This is a genomic window from Nocardiopsis dassonvillei subsp. dassonvillei DSM 43111, assembly GCF_000092985.1.
Classification (GTDB): domain Bacteria; phylum Actinomycetota; class Actinomycetes; order Streptosporangiales; family Streptosporangiaceae; genus Nocardiopsis; species Nocardiopsis dassonvillei.
The window spans coordinates 1,120,529-1,138,970 of the sequence record NC_014210.1; the positions used below are offsets into that span (position 1 = coordinate 1,120,529).

The window sequence follows — 18,442 nt, forward strand, 5'->3', positions numbered from 1 at the left end:
CAGCCGTGCGGCGGTACCGGCTCAACCGTTCAGCAGGCCCGACAGGGTGGCGCCCGGGCTGATCACCTCCGGGTCCGTCCGCACGTCCACCAGGGTGGGCAGATCCGCCCCCACGGCCTCCGCCAGCGCCTTCTCCAACTCCTCACGCGTGTGCGCGGTCGCGCCCCTGGCGCCCAGGGACCGGGCGTACCCGGCCAGGTCCAGCGGTCCGCTGATCCGGGTTCCGGCGATCCTCCCCAGTTCCCGGGCCTGGTGCATGGCGATCGTGCCGTACAGGCCGTTCTGGAACACCACCACGGTGACCGGCGCGTCCATCCGCACCGCGGTCTCCAGCTCCTGCCCGGTCATCAGGGCGCCGCCGTCACCGGCCACCGCCACCACCGTCCGGTCCGGGGCGGCGATCTTGGCCGCCACCGCGGCGGGCACGGCGTAGCCCATGGCGCCGCTGGTCGGCGCCAGCTGGGTGCGCGGGTGCCGGAACCACCAGCCCCGGTGCAGGAAGGAGGCGAAGTTTCCCGCGTCGTTGGTGATCAGCGCGTCCTCGGGCAGCGCCGCGCGCATCCCCGCGACCACCGCCCACGGATGGAGCCGGGAACCGGTGTGCCCGGCGGCCTCGGGGGGCACCGTCGCGGTGTCCACCCACACCCGGCGGGCCGAACTCCAGTCGCGGTAGGGCGCCTGGACCGGCGCCCCGGCGAGTTCGCGCAGCGCCTCCCCGGCGTCGGCGACCGCGCCGAACCACAGGTCGGTACCGGCCCCGAGCTGCCCCGGATCGATGTCGATCTGCGCGACCCGGACGCGTCCGCCGCGTTCGGGCAACCGGTACCCCTGGGTGGTGGTCTCGCTCATCCGGCAGCCGACCACCAGGACCGCGTCGGCCTCCGCCAGGGCGTTGAGCACCGGCGGAGAACAGCCCAGCCCCAGGTGCCCCAGGTACAGCGGGTGGTCGTTGGGGAACACGTCCTGGCGCCGCCAGGCGGCGTACACGCCCGTGTTGAAGCGTTCGGCGACCCGGATCAGGTCCTCCCGGGCCGCGCGGGCGCCACCGCCCGCGACGATCACCGGGCGCACCGCCCTGGCCAGCCAGGTCGCCAGCCGGTCCCTGGCCTCCGTGCCCAGGACCGGGCGCGGGACCACGGGCGGTCCGGGCGGGTCCTGGGGGCCCACGCGCTGGCCGAACAGGTCGCCGGGCACCGCGATGGCGACCGGGCCGGGCCTGCCGGTGGTGGCGACGCGGACCGCCTTCGCGGTGACCTCCGCGAGCCGGTCGGCCCGGTGCACGGTGGTGGACCACTTGGTGATGGGCGTGTAGAAGGCGGTGAGGTCCACCTCCTGGAAGGCCTCTCTGCCCAGGTGCTCGGTCTCGGCCTGTCCGAGGAACACGATCATCGGCGTCGAGTCCTGCATGGCGGTGTGCACGCCCACCGCCAGGTTGGACGCTCCCGGCCCCCGGGTGGCCGCGGCCACGGCGGGGACGCCGGTGAGCTTGGCCTCGGCCTCGGCCATGAACCCGGCGCCGTTCTCGTGCCGGGTGGAGACCAGCTGCATGCGCGGGTGCTGGTCGATCGCGTCGGCGAGCTCCAGGAAGCTCTCACCGGGGACGGTGTAGCACCGTCTGATCCCGGCCGCGGCCAGCACCCCCACCACCGCGTGCGCGGCGGTGTCGGTGGGCGGGCTGGGGCGTTCTGCTGCGCCTGTGGCCATGGGGGCGGGGTCCTTCCATCGTCGCAAGGTCCACTCGGCGCGTCCGAACGGTCCAGACCGGGGGCCTGGCGCGTCCGGGCGCGTGCGGCCGGTGGTGACCGGCCGCTGCCGTTTCGAGCCTCGTGGGCTCCGCGGCGTCCCGGATGCTGCCACCCGGGGGCCGCCGTCCCGGGCCGCCGCTGTCCGGCGCCCGAGTGGGGTCTTCGGCTTCCTTCCCAGGGGGAGGGGAACTTGCACTCCCCGCCCGCCGTGTACGGGGACGGCCGTGGTGGGGCGATCGGTCGGAACCCGGGCCGGGCCGGCACGGGCGAACGGGAAGGCCCCGTCACCGGCTGGCAGGCCCTCCGACGTCCCACCACCTCCTCACCTTGAGGAAACCGCAGCGCGGCGGCCTTCGGTAGGGGATGTGGATAACTTCCCCGGGCCGCTCGGCCGAGGCCCAGCGCCCACGTGAGCCGGGTCCGTCCCTCGTCGGAGGCCCGCCCCGATGCTCAGCCAGGGGCGTCCGGGGAGCGGTTCCCCTGCCGGAGGCGCGCGCCCGGTATTCGGCCAAGGGTGTTCGGGGAGCGGCCTCATCATCGGAGGCCGCCCCGCTGCTCAGCCGACGCCGAGGGCGCGCAGGCCCGCCGTGGTGGCAGCGGCGGCGACGATCACGACGAGGAAGGGCGCGCGCAGGACCAGGGCCAGGACTGCGGCGCCCAGGCCGCCCATCCGCGCGGTGTCCCAGGCCAGCGCCTGGCCCTCGCCGCGCAGGGCCTCCACCGCGATCAGCGCGGCGAGCAGGGCGAGCGGCACCGCGGTGGCGAACCGCCGCAGCCACGGGTTGTCGAGGAGCCGCCGCGGAGCGGCCAGGCCCGCGTACTTGAGCAGGTAGCAGCCCGCGGCGGTGGCGACGAGCACGGTCCACAGGGTCATGGCCGGACCTCCCCGCGCTCCGCCTCGGACCGCCGGTCGCCTTCCTCGCTGGGCAGGGCCGGGCCGCCCTCCCCGGCGGCGGGACCGATCAGCGCCACGAGCGCGGCCGAGGCGGCCAGCAGCACAGGGACGCCCGAGGGCAGGAACGGGGTGGACGCCAGGGCCAGACCCGCGCCCAGGCCCGCGATCAGCCACGTGCGGGCGCCGCCCTCCCGCAACCGGGGCCACAGCAGCCCCAGGAAGACCGCCGGACCCACCGCGTCGAGCCCGAACGCGCTGATGTCACCCACGCGCTCGGTGGCCAGTGCCCCGGCCAGGGTCGCCACCACCCAGGAACCGCCCAGCACGGCGTAGGTCGTCACGAACGCCGTACGCGCCGACGCGCGGTCCGGCTGGGCCAGCGTCACGGCCGTGGTCTCGTCGATCACCCCGTGCGCGGCCAGCGCCCGTCGCGCGCCCCGCCAGCCCAGCACGTCCGCCAGGCGCAGCCCGTACAGGGTGTTGCGGGCGCCCAGGAGCAGCGCGCCCGCCGCCCCGGCGACCAGGCTGCCGCCACCGGCGATCACCCCCACCAGGGCGAACTGGGAGGCTCCGGTGAACATGAACAGGCTCATGAAGACGGACTGCGCCGGGGACAGACCGGCTGCCACGGCGGCGGTGCCGAACGCCAGGCCGGCGGCGCCCACGGCGACGCCGATCCCCACGCTGTCGCGCACCGCGGGTGTACGGAGGACGGAGAAGGATTTCACCCGCCCCACGCTAGGAAGGCCGACCGCGCGGTGTCTTGAACGTTCTTGCCGGGCCGCCGCCCACCGCTGACCGCCCGCCGGTCGCCGCGGCCCGCTCCCGTCGGTGGCCGGAAGGCGCCGGCCCGGCCGTCAGGACAGGAGAAGGGTGGCGGGGATACCGGCACCGGCCCCGTGCGAAGGGACCGTCCGGAGACGGCCCTCCCCGACTCCGCGGACGTCCCGCCACCGCCCCGCCAGCGGCTCAGGTGGAGAGCAGGGCGCGCTGGTAGGCCACCGGAGGAACCCCCAGGTGGCGCTTGAAGTGGCGGGTCAGGTGCGGCTGGTCGGCGAATCCCACCTCCACCGCGACCTCGCCCGCCCGCCGCCCGGAGGCCAGCAGCGCACGGGCCCGGTCCACCCGCAGCTGGTTGAGGTAGGCGTGCGGCGGCAGGCCGTGGACGGCGCGGAAGGCCCGCGACAGCGCGAACGGGCCGATGCCCAGTCCGGCCGCCAGCTCCTCCAGCGTCGGCGGGTCCACCAGGCGCCCGGCCAGGATCCGCCGGGCCCGCTCCACCTCGGGGCGGGCCGCGTGCCCGGCCGGTCCGGCCGCCCGTTCGCGGCCGTGGGAGCGCAGCAGCATGCCCAGGCCCTGCCGGGCCAGGGAGGAGGCGGTCAGGCGGTCGCCGTTCTCGGCGGCCACGTGCGCGGTGGCCAGCACCCGGGCGGCCTCGGGCGCGTGGATGCCGGACTCGGTGAACGCCGGGGTCCCGCGCATGCCCAGTTCGCGGGCGATGCCGGACACCACCTCGGGCAGCGGGTAGAACACGCGGTAGCTCCAGCCCTCGGGGACCCCGGCGTGGCCGGTGTGCACCTCCCCGGGGCCAACCACCGCCAGTCCGCCCGGCCCCACACGGGCACGTCCCCGCCCGTGCGTGTACTCCTCGATGCCGTCGGTGATCACCCCGATCGTGTAGGTGGGGTGGGTGTGGCGGGTGAAGGCGGTGGTGACGAAGCGAGCGGTGAGCAGTTCGGTCTCGGGCAGCCCGGAGAAGCGCCAGTAGCGCGCCCGCTCCGCGCGCGGGTCCTCGATCCGGGGGTGAACGTCTCCGGGCATGCCCATCGCTCCAGGTTAGGCAGTGCGCCGCGCGGGGCCGCCACGGACCTGCGCGGGCGCGGTCGGAAACGCCGCCACGGGTCTCGGGGAGGCGCGGGGGGACGCCGCCACGGGTTTCGGAGGGAGGTGCCCGGGTGCCGCCACGGGCTTCGGTGAAGGTGCCGGGGCCGCCGCGTCACGGGCGTGCTCGGGCGCGGTCGGGAACGCCGCCACCCGCCTTCGTGGAAGCCGCCGCGGCCGAGGTCCTCGTGCCAGGCACCGGAAACGCCGCCCGGGGATTGGACGCGTACACCGGAGGCAGGACGGGCACCGGTTTCGGCGCAGGTGCGTGGAACGGCGCGGGAACCGGGAACAGCGCGGGTACCGACCGCGCCGGTCGGACGTCTCCCGGTGGCCGGGGGCGGCAACCACGATGCGTGTTTCGCCCCGTCATGGGACTAATCTGCCTGCATGACTACGACCGAGATCCGCCTGGCGCGGGACGAGCGCGACCGCGCCGCAGTGTTCGTCATCCGGGGAGCCGTGTTCGTCGCCGAGCAGCAGGTGCCCGTGGAGGAGGAGTGGGACGTGCGCGACGCCACCGCCGACCACCTCCTCGCCCTGGACGGCGGCATCCCCGTGGGCACGGTCCGTCTCGTGGACCTGGGCGGAGGCGTGGGCCTCCTCGGCCGCCTGGCCGTCCTGCCCAAGGGACGCGGCACCGGGACCGGCGCCGCGCTCGTGCGCGCGGTGGAGGAGCGGGCCCGCGAGCGCGGGCTGACCAAGGTGGAGCTGCACGCACAGACCCACGCGCTGGGCTTCTACGCGCGTCTGGGCTACGCGGCCTACGGCGAGGAGTTCCTGGACGCGGGGATTCCGCACCTGCACATGGTGCGTGAGCTGGTCTGACGCCGCCGAGCGTGCCGCCCGTCTCCGCGCCGTGTGACAGGGAGCGCACGGCCCGGCCCAGCCTCGCCGGAATACGACCGAGTAGGATTCGGTTTGACGGTGGTGCCCCCAGCCGCCCGTGCACACCCCGATCCGACGAGGAACACATGACGGTCAACACGCAGCCGGTAACCGAGCGCCCCGACCCCCGCGCCTTCGGCCTCCCGGTGGTCGAGCAGGCCCAGATCCCCGCCGAGCTGCGCTCCCTCGTGGCCCGCGTCCACGACCTCGTCGACGCCGTCGCCAACACCGAGGCCGACACCGACACCCTGGCCGAGGCCGCGGCCACCGTCGAGGGCGTCACCGGCAGGCTCAACGTCGCCCGCCGACAGATCGGCACCATGGTCCAGCGCGACCTCCAGAGCGGAGACGTCGAGTACGGCACCATCACCAACATCGTCTCGGGCGACACCAACCCCGCCGCCCCGCCGCTCCTGCTGGAGCGCACCCCCGAGGGCCTGCGCGGCGAGGTCACCCTCAACACCGTCTACCAGGGTCCGCCCGGACTCGTGCACGGCGGCTGGATCGCGGCCCTGCTCGACCAGGCCGTCGGCAGCGTCTCCGCGGTCGAGACCACACCGGGGCTCACCGCCAAGCTGGAGGTGAACTACCGCCGGCCCACGCCGCTGTTCACCCCGTTGGAGGTCACCGCGGAGGTGGACCGGGTGGAGGGCCGCAAGGTCTTCGTCTCCGGACGGATCCGCGCCCACGGCGAGGTCACCGCCGAGGCCACCGCCCTCATGGTCCAGGTCAGGATTCCCGGGACCGAGACCCAGCAGGGCTGAGCCGTCAGCCGGTCCACCCGGCCGGAGCACCGCGGGGCGGCCCGCGCCGACAGGCGGGGCCGCCCCGCGCGCGTGCGCGGCCGGTCGCCGTACAGCGCTGCGTCGACCACTGCGGCGGAGCCTCCCCACGCGCGTGCGCGACCGAAGGGGACACGGCCCGCCCGCCCCGGACGCGGGGTGACGCGGCTCCCGCAGGGGAACCGTCGCACCCCCACCGGCGGGTTCGGTAGTATCTCCCCCATGACCCGCCGCTATCACGTGTTTAGCCAGCCGACGACCTCGTCGGCCGCTCTCACGTAGGCGGAACCAGGGGTCGTCGGCAACGGAGCACCAGGGCAGCAGCCCGGTGCTCCTCCTCGTTTTCAGGCGGCCGACGCCCCAGGACACGCTCTCCACGCACCGCGCGCATCCGGCGGGGACGTACGGCCGCACCGCGACCGCGTCCGGCCCGCTGCCGGGACCGCCCCACCCGAGGGAGAACCACCGTGTCCGAGCACCGCACCACCCCGCCCACCGCCCAGGAGCAGATCCGCCAGCTGCGCGGACACATCGACCAGATGGACGCCGAACTGGCCGCCCTCCTCGAACGCCGCGCCCTCGTCGCCGCCCAGGTGCAGCGGCTCAAGCCGGTCGGCTACTTCGCCGGGCGCGACATGCGGCGCGAACGCGAACTGGTCGAGCGCATGGCCGAGCACGCCCCGCGCCTGGGCCCCGACCGGCTCGCCGCCATCATGGACAGCGTCATCAGCGCCGGGCTGGCCGCCGCACAGGAGGAGGCCGTCCGCACCGGGTGACCGCGTCCCGGCCACTGAGGGCACGGCTAGTGGCGGACCACGTCCACCCACACCATCCGGTGGTCGGAGCTGGGGAAGGGGTAGTCGCCGGTCAGCCGGAACAGCGGGTCGTCCACGGTCGGCCAGAACACCCCGGAGGACCGGGCCGGAACGGTCCGCGAGGGCAGCACGTAGTCCACGCGCAGGTTGCCCGGGCCGGGCTCGTCCGCGAAGTCGGCGCTGTCCAGCACCGGGTCGCCCCCGTGCCCGTCGTTGGCCCCGCCCTGGCGTTGGGCCGCGCCCCTGCCGCCCTGGCTGGACGGGCGCACGTCGGTGATCCCCGGGTGCTCCAGCAGCTGGGTGATGGCGTCGGGGTGGCCGTCGCCGTCGTTGGGGTCGGCGTTGAGGTCCCCGGCGATGACGAACGGGGCGCCCACGGGCAGGCCGCCGCGCCGCCCCCGGTCGTCGTAGATGTAGGAGCCCGCGCGCGGGGTCACGTAGTCGGCCCAGAAGCGGATCTCGTCGTGGTTGCGGGCCGCGTTGCGCCTCTCCGGGCCGTCGAAGGCCGGCGGGGTCGGGTGGCTGGCCAGCAGGTGGACCGGGCGGCCCCGGCCCGTGTCGATCGGCAGGTCCCAGTGGCTCTTGGAGGACAGCCGCAGCACCTCCAGGGCCTCGGGGGAGTAGTAGGACTCGCCCGTCTCGGGGTCGGTGGGCAGGAGCGCGCCGGGCATGTCCGCCCACCGGAAGGTCTGGAACGTGCGTACGTCCTCGGTGACGATCGGGTACATCGAGTACACGACCATCCCGTACTGGCCGGGGAACAGCCCGTACCCGAAGGCGTCCTCGGCGTAGGCGGGGCTGCCGGGCTCGGTCACCGCCTCGCCGTCGCCGTTGAGGTCCGCGCCCGAGGCCACGCCGGTGTTGACGGGCGCGGAGTAGACGTAGGGGTACTCGATGGCATCGGCGCCGTTCTGGCCCACGGACAGGTAGTTGTCCTGGAACCGGCGGGGTCCGTTCCCCTCCTCGTCGTAGTCGAACTCGTTGACCAGGAGGACGTCGGGGCGCACGTGCTGGATGATCTCGGCCACGTTGCGCGCCTGCTCGCTGCCGGGGGCGGCCAACTCCTCGGCGAGCACCCCCTGCCCGGGGCGTTCCAGCGCGGTGTTGAAGGTGGCGAAGCGCACCTCGTGCGGTCCCGGCGGTTGGGGGACCGACGGTGACACCTCGGCGGAGGCGGGGGCCGCCACCAGGGCGGACGCGGCCAGGACGAGGGTGGCGGTGGAGGCCACCGGTCTGACCAGCGGACGTGAACGCGGCTTCATGGAGGCATCCTCTCAGCGGGGGAGCGGGGTGGGAAAGGCCGGATCGAGCACGACCGGATCCGGGCCGGGGAGTCCCGGCGGCCCGGTCTGGCCGGTGCGGCCCCGGCCGCGGGAGGCTAGCAGTCTGCGGTGAAGCGGGGGTGGACCCGTGTTGTCCACAGAGGGCGGAGCCCCGAGGGCGTGGGCCTTCGCCTTCCCGCTCTCCTGGTCGCCCGGCCCGAGGGGTCCCGCCCCCCGGCCGGGACGTCGCGGGCGAGGGCCCGCGGAACCCTCCGTCACGCCGGAGGCGTCACTCCGTTTGAAACGTTTTCCTCCCCACCGCTCCGGGCTCATCTCCCTCGGACGCAGGGCGGTCGGATATCCCATGTCATCTGGGACTCAGGACCTCCGATCGGGCATAAATCGGTTTAGGAAGGGCCGTTGTCGCACCACTACTCCCCGTGTTACATTCGCGTTGTTTTCGGGAGCGCTCCCATCACATCGACGCATCCGGGCCGCCGCGACAGGCCGGCACCGGACGCGGTGAGGAGTGCCCTTCCCATGCCCCCCAACCCCCCTGCCGCCCGTCATCGGACACGGCGCGGCGCCTGCCTCGCGACCGCACTCGCCACGGGCGCCGCGCTCGCCGCCGTGGCGACCGGCCCCGCCTCCGCCGCCGCCGGCTGCGAGGTCGCCTACACCGTCCAGAACCAGTGGAACGACGGGTTCACCGCCGCCGTGTCCGTCACCAACCTCGGTGATCCCGTCGACGGCTGGACCCTGGAGTGGGACTTCACCGCGGGCGAGCGCGTCACAAGCGGCTGGAACGGCGAGTTCTCCGGCTCGGGGAACCGTGTCAGCGTGGCCGACACCGGGTGGAACGCCGCCATCGCCACCGGAGCCTCGGTCAGCTTCGGCTTCAACGGCTCCCACGGCGGCACCCCGGAAGTCCCCGACTCCTTCACGCTCAACGGCACCGTCTGCACCGGCGGCACCGAGGAACCGCCCGGTGAGGAGCCGCCCGACCCCGAGGACCCGCCCACCACCGGAGAGGGGCGCCAGGTCGAGGAGCTGGACCGCGGTCTGGTGAGCGTGCAGGGCTCGCAGGGCAACCTGGTGAGCTGGCGGCTGCTGGCCACCGACCCCGAGGACGTCGCCTTCAACGTCTACCGGGGCTCCACACGCCTGAACTCACAGCCCCTCACCGGAGCCACCTCCTACCTGGACGGCGGAGCCTCCGCCGACGCCCGCTACACGGTCCGCCCCGTGATCGACGGCCAGGAGGCGGAGGCCTCGGGGGCCTCACTGGCGCTGCGCGCCGGCTACCTGGACGTGCCCCTGGACGTCCCGTCCGGCGGCAGCGGCTACACCTACGACGCCAACGACGCCAGCGTGGGCGACCTCGACGGCGACGGCGAGTACGAGATCGTCCTGAAGTGGGAGCCCACCAACGCCAGGGACAACTCCCAGTCGGGCCGCACCGGCCCCGTACTGCTCGACGCCTACGAACTCAGCGGTGAGCGGCTCTGGCGCATCGACCTGGGACGCAACATCCGCGCCGGTGCGCACTACACCCAGTTCCAGGTCTACGACTTCGACGGAGACGGGCGGGCCGAGGTGGCCGTGAAGACGGCGGACGGCACCGTGGACGGCACCGGCGGGGTCATCGGCGACGCCGGGGCCGACCACCGCAACGGCGACGGCTACGTCCTGAGCGGGCCGGAGTTCCTCACCATGTTCGACGGCCGCAGCGGGGCCGAACTGGACTCGGTGGACTACGTTCCCGGGCGCGGTGACGTCTGCGACTGGGGCGACTGCTACGGCAACCGGGTGGACCGGTTCCTGGCGGGCGTCGCCTACCTGGACGGCCAGCGGCCCAGCCTGGTCATGGCGCGCGGCTACTACACGCGCTCGGTGATCGCGGCCTGGGACTGGCGCGACGGGCGCTTCACCCGGCGCTGGACCTTCGACAGCGACGAGGCCGGGTCGCGGTGGGCCGGTCAGGGCAACCACCAGTTGAGCATCGCCGACGCCGACGGTGACGGCCGCGACGAGGTCATGTACGGGTCGATGGCCGTGGACGACGACGGAAGCGGGATGTGGGCCACCGGCCACGGCCACGGGGACGCCATGCACGTGGGCGACCTGCTGCCCGACCGCTCCGGCCTGGAGGTCTTCACCATCACCGAGCGCACGGGAGGCGCGGCGGGCGCCTACGTGGCCGACGCCGACACCGGCGGGGTGGTCTGGCGCAGGCCGACCGCCAGCGGTGAGGAGGGGCCGGGCCGGGGCGTGGCCGCGGACGTGTGGCCGGGCAACCCCGGCGCGGAGTTCTGGGTCACGGGCGGCGGTATCAGCGGCATGTACGACGCCGGGGGGAACCGCCTGGGCGTTCGCGCCCCCTCGTCGGCGAACTTCGTGGCCTGGTGGGACGGCGACCCGCTGCGGGAACTGCTGGACGGCACCCGTATCGACGAGTACGGGACCGGTGGCGACACCCGGCTGCTGACCGGCTCCGGGGTCGCCTCCAACAACGGCACCAAGTCCACACCGGCGCTGAGCGGGGACATCCTCGGTGACTGGCGTGAGGAGGTCGTCTGGCGCACCGCGGACAACCGGGCGCTGCGGATCTACTCCACGCCGCTGCCCACCGATCTGCGGATGCCGACGCTGATGCACGACACCCAGTACCGGGTGGCCGTCGCCTGGCAGAACACCGCCTACAACCAGCCGCCGCACCCGAGCTTCTTCATCGGGGACGGCATGGAGCCCGCTCCCCGGCCGGAGGTGTACACGCCCTGATTCCCGGGCGGTGCGGGGCCTGGGCGGTCGTGCGGGTGTGCCCGTGCGACCGCTCCGCGCCCGGCGGAGTCCCCTCGGACAAGGGGCCGTCAGAGAAGGGGTCTGTCCGGCAAGGGGGCCGTCAGGGAACCAGCCGTCGGAGAACGGGCCCTCCTCCCGGTCGTGTCCTTCTCCGGGAGGAGGGCCCGTGGTTCTCCGTGCGGTCGCCGTGGGTCTCACAGGTATCTGCGGGGGAGGCCGCACGCCTGGAGCCGTGAAGGGCACAGCCCTCTGAACCCCTGACCCCTTCGAAGCGTCCCTGAAGCACCCCCGGGACGCGCCGAGCCCCCTCCCCGGACACCCGGGAAGGGGGCTCGCGCAGGCCCACAGGGCCACCCGGCTCTACAGGGTCGGCAGGTACCTGTGCAGCTCGTACGGCGTCACCTGGCGGCGGTAGTCGTGCCACTCCGCCTTCTTGTTGCGCAGGAAGAAGTCGAAGACGTGCTCGCCCAGGGTCTCGGCCACCAACTCACTGTTCTCCATGATCCGCAGCGCCTCGTCCAGGCTCTGCGGCAGCGGCCGGATGCCCAGCGCCCGGCGCTCGGAGTCGGTCAGCGCCCAGACGTCGTCCTCCGCGCCCGGAGGAAGCTCGTAGCCCTCCTCGATGCCCTTCAGGCCCGCGGCCAGGATCACCGCGTAGGCCAGGTACGGGTTGCAGGCCGTGTCCAGCGAGCGGATCTCGATCCGGCTGGAGTTGGACTTGCCCGGCTTGTACATGGGCACTCTCACCAGCGCCGAGCGGTTGTTGTGGCCCCAGCAGATGTAGGCCGGCGCCTCGCCGCCCATGCCCGCCGAGGCGGCCGGGTCGTCCCACAGGCGCTTGTAGGAGTTCACCCACTGGTTCGTGACGGCCGTGATCTCGTCGGCGTGCCGCAGCAGGCCCGCTATGAACCCGCGCCCGACCTTGGACAGCTGGAAGTCCGCACCCGGCTCGTAGAAGGCGTTGCGGTCGCCCTCGAACAGCGACAGGTGCGTGTGCATGCCCGAGCCCGGGTACTGCGTGAACGGCTTGGGCATGAAGGTGGCGTACACGCCCTGCTCCATCGCCACCTCCTTCATCACGAGCCGGAAGGTCATGATGTTGTCGGCGGTGGTCAGCGCGTCGGCGTAGCGCAGGTCGATCTCCTGCTGCCCCGGCCCGCCCTCGTGGTGGCTGAACTCCACGGAGATGCCCATGGCCTCCAGCATGTTGATGGCGTTGCGCCGGAAGTCGTGCGCGCTGTTGTGCGGCGTGTGGTCGAAGTAGCCGCCGGAGTCGTTGGGCTCGGGCAGCTCACCCAGTTCGGGCATCTTCTTGAGCAGGTAGAACTCGATCTCGGGGTGCGTGTAGAACGTGAACCCCAGGTCGGAGGCCTTGCCCAGCGTGCGCTTGAGCACGTGGCGCGGGTCGGCCGAGGACGGCGAGCCGTCGGGCATGAGGATGTCGCAGTACATGCGCGCCGTGCCGTGCGGCTCGTTGCGCCAGGGCAGCACCTGGAAGGTGGAGGGGTCGGGCTGGGCCAGCATGTCGGCCTCGTAGACGCGGGCGAACCCCTCGATGGCCGAGCCGTCGAAACCGATGCCCTCGGAGAAGGCCGCCTCCAGTTCGGCGGGGGCGACCGCCACGGACTTGAGGTACCCGAGCACGTCGGTGAACCACAGCCTCACGAACCGGATGTCGCGCTCCTCCAACGTGCGGAGCACGAATTCCTGCTGTCGATTCACGATCAACCTTCCTCGATGCGGTCGGTGTCCGGGCCCTCCCGGCGTACGGCGGGGCCGGTTCGGACACGGCCTCCCAGGTCCAGTGTGCCGTGCGGATATTTCCGGGGTATTTCCGCACCCGCCGAGCAGCCTGCCCGGTCCGTCACCCGCACACGCATTATGGCCCGTGAGCGGGCGTTTCCGGTCATCCTCCCGCCGTCGGCGGCGGGCCCCGCCCGGGGCCCGCGGCCGTCCCCGGCGTGAGCGCCCCCGCGCCCCTGCCAGCCGTCTCCGGTGTGTGCGCCTTCGTACCCCGGACAGCCGTGCTCCGTGCCCGGGCACGCCGGTCCTACCGCTCCGGAAACATCCTGCGGCTAGGCTCGGGCCCGTGGCACAGCTCAGAATCGCACTGGCCCAGGTCAACCCCACCACGGGCGACCTGGACGGCAACCTGTCCCTCGTCGTCGACTCCGCGCGCAGGGCCGCCGAGGAGGGCGCCCACCTGGTCGTCCTCCCGGAGATGGTCGTCACCGGCTACCCGGTCGAGGACCTGGCGCTGCGCAACTCCTTCGTGTCGGCCTCGATCAAGGCCACCCGAGCCCTGGCCGCCGACCTGGCCCGGGAGGGTCTGGGAGAACTTCCCGTCGTGGTGGGGTACCTCTCCCGCCGCGAGGGTCCGGGCGCCCGCTACGGCCAGCCCGCCGGGGCACCGCAGAACTCCGTCGCCGTCCTGCACCGCGGCGGCGTCGTCCTCTCCTCGGCCAAGCACCACCTGCCCAACTACGGCGTGTTCGACGAGTTCCGCAACTTCGTCCCCGGCGACACCCTCTCCGTGGTCCGGGTCCGCGGCGTGGACGTCGCCCTGGCCGTCTGCGAGGACCTGTGGCAGGAGGGCGGCCCCGTCACGGCGGCCCGCGCCGCAGGGGTCGGCCTCCTGGTCTCCCTCAACGGCTCGCCCTACGAGCGCCACAAGGACGACGTGCGCCTGGAACTGTGCCAGCGCCGCGCCCGCGAGGTCGGCGCCGCCCTGGCCTACGTCAACATGGTCGGCGGCCAGGACGAGCTGGTCTTCGAGGGCGACTCCCTGATCGTGGACTCCGAGGGGGAGCTGGTGGCCCGCGCGCCCCAGTTCGCCGAGACCCTCCTGGTGGCCGACCTCGACCTGCCCGAGGCCGGACCGGCCCCGGACGGCCCGGGCGCGCGGGTGGACGGCCTGCGCGTCATGCGCCACACCGTCTCGGCCGACCCGGTCGCTCCTTACCCGCCGCGTGCGGCCACCGTCACCCCGCGGCCCGACCCGCTCTCCGACACGGGCGAGGTCTACCGCGCCCTGGTCACCGGTCTGCGCGACTACACCGTCAAGAACGGCTTCGGCTCGGTCCTGGTCGGCGTCTCGGGCGGCATCGACTCCGCGCTGGTGGCCACCATCGCGGTGGACGCCCTGGGCGCGGACCGGGTGCACGGCGTGCTCATGCCCAGCGCGCACTCCAGCGACCACTCGGTCGGCGACGCCGAGGAGCTGGCGCGCCGCCAGGGCTTCGCCACCCGCACCATCGCCATCGCCCCGGCCGTGGAGGCCTTCACCCGGTCCACTGGGGAGGCGGGCGTGCCGCTCACCGGCCTGGCCGCCGAGAACCTCCAGGCCCGCGTGCGCGGCACGCTCCTGATGGCGCTGTCCAACGAGGAGGGCCACCTGGTCCTGGCCACCGGCAACAAGAGCGAGGCGGCCACCGGCTACTCCACGCTCTACGGCGACTCCGTGGGCGGGTTCGCTCCCATCAAGGACTGCTGGAAGACCCTGGTCTGGGAGCTGGCCCGCTGGCGCAACGAGGAGGCCGTCCGGCTGGGGCAGACCCCGCCCATCCCGGAGAACTCCATCTCCAAGCCGCCCAGCGCCGAACTGCGCCCCGACCAGCTGGACACCGACTCCCTGCCCGACTACACACAGCTCGACGCCGTCCTGGACGCCTACGTCGGCACGGACAAGGGGGAGGCCGAACTGGTCTTCGCCGGATACGACCCCGAGCTGGTGCGCCGGGTCATCCGCATGGTGGACCGCGCCGAGTACAAGCGCCGCCAGTCCGCGCCGGGCACCAAGATCAGCGCGCGCAACCTCAGCCGGGACCGCCGCGTGCCCATCACCAACCGCTGGACGGTCTGAACCGCGTTTCGCCCGCCCCTCCGGTGCGCCCGCACCGGTCCCGGAGCACGACCCGCGGCGCGGAGCCGGTGAAGGCGGTGTGCCCGCGCCCTCGCCGCTCCCTGTTCCGGGTCCGGTGTGCGTGGGGCCGGGTTCGGGCGCGGAACCCGCTCCTAGGCCAGGCCCAGCTCCCGCAGCCGCACCCCGGCCGCGGCCCGGTTGGGCACGTCGAGCTTGGCCAGGATGTTGGACACGTGCACGCTCGCGGTCTTGGCCGTGATGAACAGCCGCTCGGCGATCTGGGCGTTGGTGCTGCCCACCACCAGCAGCCGCGCCACCTCCGTCTCGCGCGCCGTCAGCCCGGCGGGGACGGCGGGCGGGGCCGCGTCCTCCTCCAGACCGGAGCCCATCCTGCGCGCCAGGTCCGCGGCGGCGCCGGCCAGCGGCGCCGCTCCGCACTCCCGTGCCGTGGCGTGCGCCTGGCGCACCCACGTCACGGCCCGCTCCCGCCGCCCGACCGCCACGGCCGCCTCGGCGGCCCGCAGCCGGGCCCGGGCCAGGTGCAGCCGCATCGGCGTGGCCTCCCAGGCCGCCACCGACTCGCGCCACCGCTCCAGCAGCGCGTCCGGTCCCGCGCCGTCCGCCTCGGAGAGGTGCGCCCCGACGGACACCCGGTAGGCGTGCTGCGCCGTCCCGTGGGCGGGCATCGGCGCCACCAGCGCGGCCACCAGGTCCCGCACCCGGCGCGCCCGCTCCGCCGTCCCCTCCGGGCGGTCCGGCGCCGCGCCCCTCCGGGCGGCCTCGGCCATCGCCTCCGCCATCGGCCACGTGTACCCGTGCGCGGACTCCAGGACCAGCCGCTCCAGCGTCCGCTCGGCCAGGACGAGCGCGTCGTCCACGTCCCCCGCGACCAGGTCCGCCTCCAGCAGCGCCAGCAGGGACAGCTGCACGATGTTCATCCGGTGCGAGGCCAGCGCGTCCGCCCGCCCCGACACCCTCATGGCCCGGCGCGCCGCCTCCGGGTCCCCCTGCGCCGCCGCCGTGCGGGCCAGCACCGCGTCGACGTAGAAGCGGTGCTTGCTGGAGGGGTGGGAGCGCAGGACCGTTTCGAGGATCCCGCGGGCCTTGGCCAGGTCCCCCAGCTCGAAGTGGATCTCCGCGCGGTTCTGGTGGTTGAACGTCTTGTGGACGGCCGCCCACCCCATCGCCTCGTGCCGGGCCAGGGACTCCTCCAGGACGGCCAGGCCCTCCTCGTGGTGCCCCAGCTCACGTAGGAAGTGGCCCAGGTTGCCCGCCCCGCGCGCCTCCAGGGCGGGGTCGCGGATCTCGGCGGCGTAGCGGATGGCGGCCTCGATGAGGGGGCGTCCCCCCTCCAGGTCGCCCGCGTCCATGTGCAGGCCGCCCAGGGTGATGCGGGCGTCGGCGGCCGCGCACATGCCGCTCTGCTCGGCGGGGTCGGCGAGGGCGATGGCCTCCTCCGCCAGCGCGCGCGCCGACCTGCCGGACCTCTCCAGTTCCCGCAGCCGCTCCTGTTCCGGCGTGTGGCGCCGGTCGGCGCGGTGCACCATGCTCTCCCGGGCCAGGATGGACAGCAGCAGGCCGTACCCCGGCATGTGCGGCGGGTGCAGCTCCAAGGCCTTGACCAGGTCGGTGATCCCGCTGCCGCAGGAGTCCGCGGCGCGCGCCAACCCGCGGCGGCGCAGCAGCCCCGCCCGCACGGTCAGCGTGTGGTCGTCGACCCCGTCCTCGGGGAGGGCGGCCAGGGCCTCGTCGGCCAGTTCGAGGGCGCGCCTGGCGCGGCCCGCCTCCACGGCGGCCCCCGCCGCGAGGCTGGCCACCTCGGCCCAGGTCCGGCCCTGGACCCGCTCCCGTGCGTCGGGGACGCGGTCCCACAGGGCCAGGACCCGCTCCAGCATGTCCAGTTCCTCGCCGTAGGCCAGGGTGTCGCCCGCGCGCACCGCGGCCCACCAGGCGGCCTGGAGGGCGCTGGGCAGCTCCTGTGCGGCGTTGTAGTGGTGGGCCTGTTCGGCGGCCCTGCGGTCGAAGGGAACGGAGTCGGGGTACTCGTCGATGAGCTGGGCGAAGCGCATGTGCAGCCGCGCGTGGGCGCCGGGCAGCAGGTCGCTGTGCACGGCGTCGCGCAGCAGGGCGTGCCGGAAGCGGTACCCGGTTCGGTCGGCGCGCAGGGTGTTGGCGTCGACCAGGGTGTGCAGCGCGGTCTCCAGTTCGCGTTCGGGCAGCCCGGCCGCGTGGTAGAGCATCTCGTGCTCGATGCTGCCCGAGACCGCGCCGACCGAGGCCACGCGCAACACCGACAGGGCGGTGTCGTCGAAGCGGTGCAGCGGTTCCAGCAGCAGGTCGCGGAACTGGTCGGGCACGTCGTGGCCGCCGACGGAGGGGTCGCCGACCGCGGAGGCCAGCGACTCCACGAACAGCGGGACGCCCTCGGTGCGCCGGTACAGCTGGTCCAGTTCGTGGCCGGTGAGGTCGGCGCCCCGTATCGCGGCGGCCTGGACACCGGCCTCCTCGCGGCTGAACGGCGCCAGCTCCAGCGGCTCGACCCCGGGTGCGCGCCGCAGTTCGGGCAGCAGGCGGCGGAGCGGATGGGTGCGGTGCAGGTCGTCGCTGCGGTAGGTGGCCACGAGCTGCACGCCAGGCAGGTCGAGGTTGCGGACGAGGAAGACGAGCAGGTCGCGGGTGGCGCCGTCGGCCCAGTGCAGGTCCTCCAGCACCACGGTGACGCCGCCGTCCTCGGCGGCCTGGGTGAACAGGCGCAGGACCTGTTCGAAGAGGATGCCCCGGTTCTCCGGGCGCAGCACGGGCACCTCGCCCAGCTCGGGCAGGAGCCGGGCGAACTCGCCGGTGCCGCCGGGCGCCGCGGCCTCGAACGCCGCGCGTCCGCGCTCGCGCAGGAGTTGGCGCAGAACGGCGGTGAAGGGGGCGTAGGACAGTCCGTCCACGCCGAGCTGGAGGCAGCCGCCGACGAAGACCGTTCCCTGGGGCAGGGCCGAGACGAACTCGCCGACCAGGCGGCTCTTGCCCACGCCCGCGTCGCCGCTGACCAGTACCGTTCCGGACGCCTCGGTGTGGGAGCGTCTGGCGTGGTCCCGGAGGAGGCGGAGTTCGCGCTCGCGGCCCACGAAAACTGTACGACTCTCGGCAAGAACGGGCATAGCGCCCATTATGCCCGTCATGTGCGGCCTTTCCAGGGGGTTTTCGCCCGCCGCCCGCCTGCCCGCCGCCGCATGACGCGTGGACGAGTCGGGCCCGGTTCCGCCTCCCGGCCCGCGCCCCGACAGCGGCACCGGTCCGGTTCCGATCGCTGGCTCCCGCTGGGGCACGGGAACCGGCCCGGGGATCACGTCCTCGGCTCCGGCCGGTCCGGCTCCGAGCCCGCGGGTGCGCTCGCCGAGCGGCCGGAGCCGGTCCTGGCGGCTGAGGGGGGCGGACCGGTCCGGGGGAGGAGGGGCGTGCCCGGCACCATGCGGTTCCTCTCCCCTTTCTCCCCCCTTCCTTCCCGCGCCCTTCCGC

The 18,442-nt window shown here is 74.1% G+C and carries 12 protein-coding genes; 5 read left to right on the top strand and 7 right to left on the bottom strand.

Translation table 11 applies throughout. The annotated features are described in order from the left end of the window. Positions 1 to 21: 21 nt before the first annotated feature. The 4 genes from NDAS_RS04565 to NDAS_RS04580 all read right to left on the bottom strand — a co-directional run bounded on the left by NDAS_RS04565 (position 22) and on the right by NDAS_RS04580 (position 4,461). Positions 22 to 1,704 carry a thiamine pyrophosphate-dependent enzyme gene (locus tag NDAS_RS04565; RefSeq protein WP_013151966.1) on the bottom strand — a complete coding sequence of 561 codons (1,683 nt, stop codon included), beginning with the start codon at positions 1,702 to 1,704 and terminating at the stop codon, positions 22 to 24. 597 nt (positions 1,705 to 2,301) lie between these two features. Next, on the bottom strand, positions 2,302 to 2,619 hold the full coding sequence (locus NDAS_RS04570) for an AzlD domain-containing protein (RefSeq protein ID WP_013151967.1): 318 nt from the start codon (positions 2,617 to 2,619) through the stop codon (positions 2,302 to 2,304). Further along, positions 2,616 to 3,368, bottom strand: a complete 753-nt coding sequence (locus tag NDAS_RS04575) for an AzlC family ABC transporter permease (protein WP_370011990.1) — start codon at positions 3,366 to 3,368, stop codon at positions 2,616 to 2,618. Before NDAS_RS04575 ends, NDAS_RS04570 begins: the two co-directional genes overlap by 4 nt. Positions 3,369 to 3,609: 241 nt before the next feature. Next, complete coding sequence (locus tag NDAS_RS04580) at positions 3,610 to 4,461, bottom strand: helix-turn-helix transcriptional regulator (protein ID WP_013151969.1); 852 nt, start codon at positions 4,459 to 4,461, stop codon at positions 3,610 to 3,612. 450 nt (positions 4,462 to 4,911) lie between these two features. Here NDAS_RS04580 and NDAS_RS04585 point away from each other — a divergent pair, with 450 nt between their 5' ends. The 3 genes from NDAS_RS04585 to NDAS_RS04595 all read left to right on the top strand — a co-directional run bounded on the left by NDAS_RS04585 (position 4,912) and on the right by NDAS_RS04595 (position 6,967). Then, entirely contained in the window at positions 4,912 to 5,349 is a 438-nt protein-coding gene (locus tag NDAS_RS04585; RefSeq protein WP_013151970.1) for a GNAT family N-acetyltransferase, read from the top strand. 146 nt (positions 5,350 to 5,495) lie between these two features. Continuing rightward, complete coding sequence (locus NDAS_RS04590) at positions 5,496 to 6,173, top strand: PaaI family thioesterase (RefSeq protein ID WP_013151971.1); 678 nt, start codon at positions 5,496 to 5,498, stop codon at positions 6,171 to 6,173. A gap of 485 nt (positions 6,174 to 6,658) precedes the next feature. Next, on the top strand, positions 6,659 to 6,967 hold the full coding sequence (locus tag NDAS_RS04595; protein WP_013151972.1) for a chorismate mutase: 309 nt from the start codon (positions 6,659 to 6,661) through the stop codon (positions 6,965 to 6,967). Positions 6,968 to 6,993: 26 nt separating this feature from the next. On the opposite strand, the gene NDAS_RS04600 is transcribed toward NDAS_RS04595, so the two are convergent. Continuing rightward, complete coding sequence (locus tag NDAS_RS04600) at positions 6,994 to 8,268, bottom strand: endonuclease/exonuclease/phosphatase family protein (RefSeq protein ID WP_013151973.1); 1,275 nt, start codon at positions 8,266 to 8,268, stop codon at positions 6,994 to 6,996. Positions 8,269 to 8,808: 540 nt separating this feature from the next. On the opposite strand from NDAS_RS04600, the gene NDAS_RS04605 reads away from it, so the two are divergent. Continuing rightward, the gene (locus NDAS_RS04605) at positions 8,809 to 11,049 is read left to right on the top strand and encodes a rhamnogalacturonan lyase family protein (RefSeq protein ID WP_013151974.1); all 2,241 of its coding nucleotides are present in this window, start codon (positions 8,809 to 8,811) and stop codon (positions 11,047 to 11,049) included. 381 nt (positions 11,050 to 11,430) lie between these two features. Here the strand turns inward: NDAS_RS04605 and NDAS_RS04610 are convergent, their stop codons facing one another. Next, entirely contained in the window at positions 11,431 to 12,792 is a 1,362-nt protein-coding gene (locus NDAS_RS04610; protein ID WP_013151975.1) for a glutamine synthetase family protein, read from the bottom strand. Between the two features lie 367 nt (positions 12,793 to 13,159). Here NDAS_RS04610 and NDAS_RS04615 point away from each other — a divergent pair, with 367 nt between their 5' ends. Then, a complete protein-coding gene (locus tag NDAS_RS04615) occupies positions 13,160 to 14,932 on the top strand; it encodes an NAD+ synthase (protein ID WP_013151976.1) in 1,773 nt (590 codons plus the stop codon). Between the two features lie 152 nt (positions 14,933 to 15,084). Here NDAS_RS04615 and NDAS_RS04620 read toward each other — a convergent pair whose 3' ends face one another. Further along, the gene (locus NDAS_RS04620) at positions 15,085 to 18,084 is read right to left on the bottom strand and encodes a helix-turn-helix transcriptional regulator (RefSeq protein ID WP_013151977.1); all 3,000 of its coding nucleotides are present in this window, start codon (positions 18,082 to 18,084) and stop codon (positions 15,085 to 15,087) included. Between the last annotated feature and the right edge of the window lie 358 nt (positions 18,085 to 18,442).

Bases quoted from the DNA above. Each gene is read 5' to 3' on its own strand.
- NDAS_RS04565 (WP_013151966.1), bottom strand. From the start codon at position 1,704: ATGGCCACAGGCGCAGCAGAACGCCCCAGCCCGCCCACCGACACCGCC.
- NDAS_RS04590 (WP_013151971.1), top strand. From the start codon at position 5,496: ATGACGGTCAACACGCAGCCGGTAACCGAGCGCCCCGACCCCCGCGCC.
- NDAS_RS04600 (WP_013151973.1), bottom strand. From the start codon at position 8,268: ATGAAGCCGCGTTCACGTCCGCTGGTCAGACCGGTGGCCTCCACCGCC.
- NDAS_RS04605 (WP_013151974.1), top strand. From the start codon at position 8,809: ATGCCCCCCAACCCCCCTGCCGCCCGTCATCGGACACGGCGCGGCGCC.
- NDAS_RS04620 (WP_013151977.1), bottom strand. From the start codon at position 18,084: ATGCCCGTTCTTGCCGAGAGTCGTACAGTTTTCGTGGGCCGCGAGCGC.
- NDAS_RS04570 (WP_013151967.1), bottom strand. From the start codon at position 2,619: ATGACCCTGTGGACCGTGCTCGTCGCCACCGCCGCGGGCTGCTACCTG.
- NDAS_RS04585 (WP_013151970.1), top strand. From the start codon at position 4,912: ATGACTACGACCGAGATCCGCCTGGCGCGGGACGAGCGCGACCGCGCC.
- NDAS_RS04580 (WP_013151969.1), bottom strand. From the start codon at position 4,461: ATGCCCGGAGACGTTCACCCCCGGATCGAGGACCCGCGCGCGGAGCGG.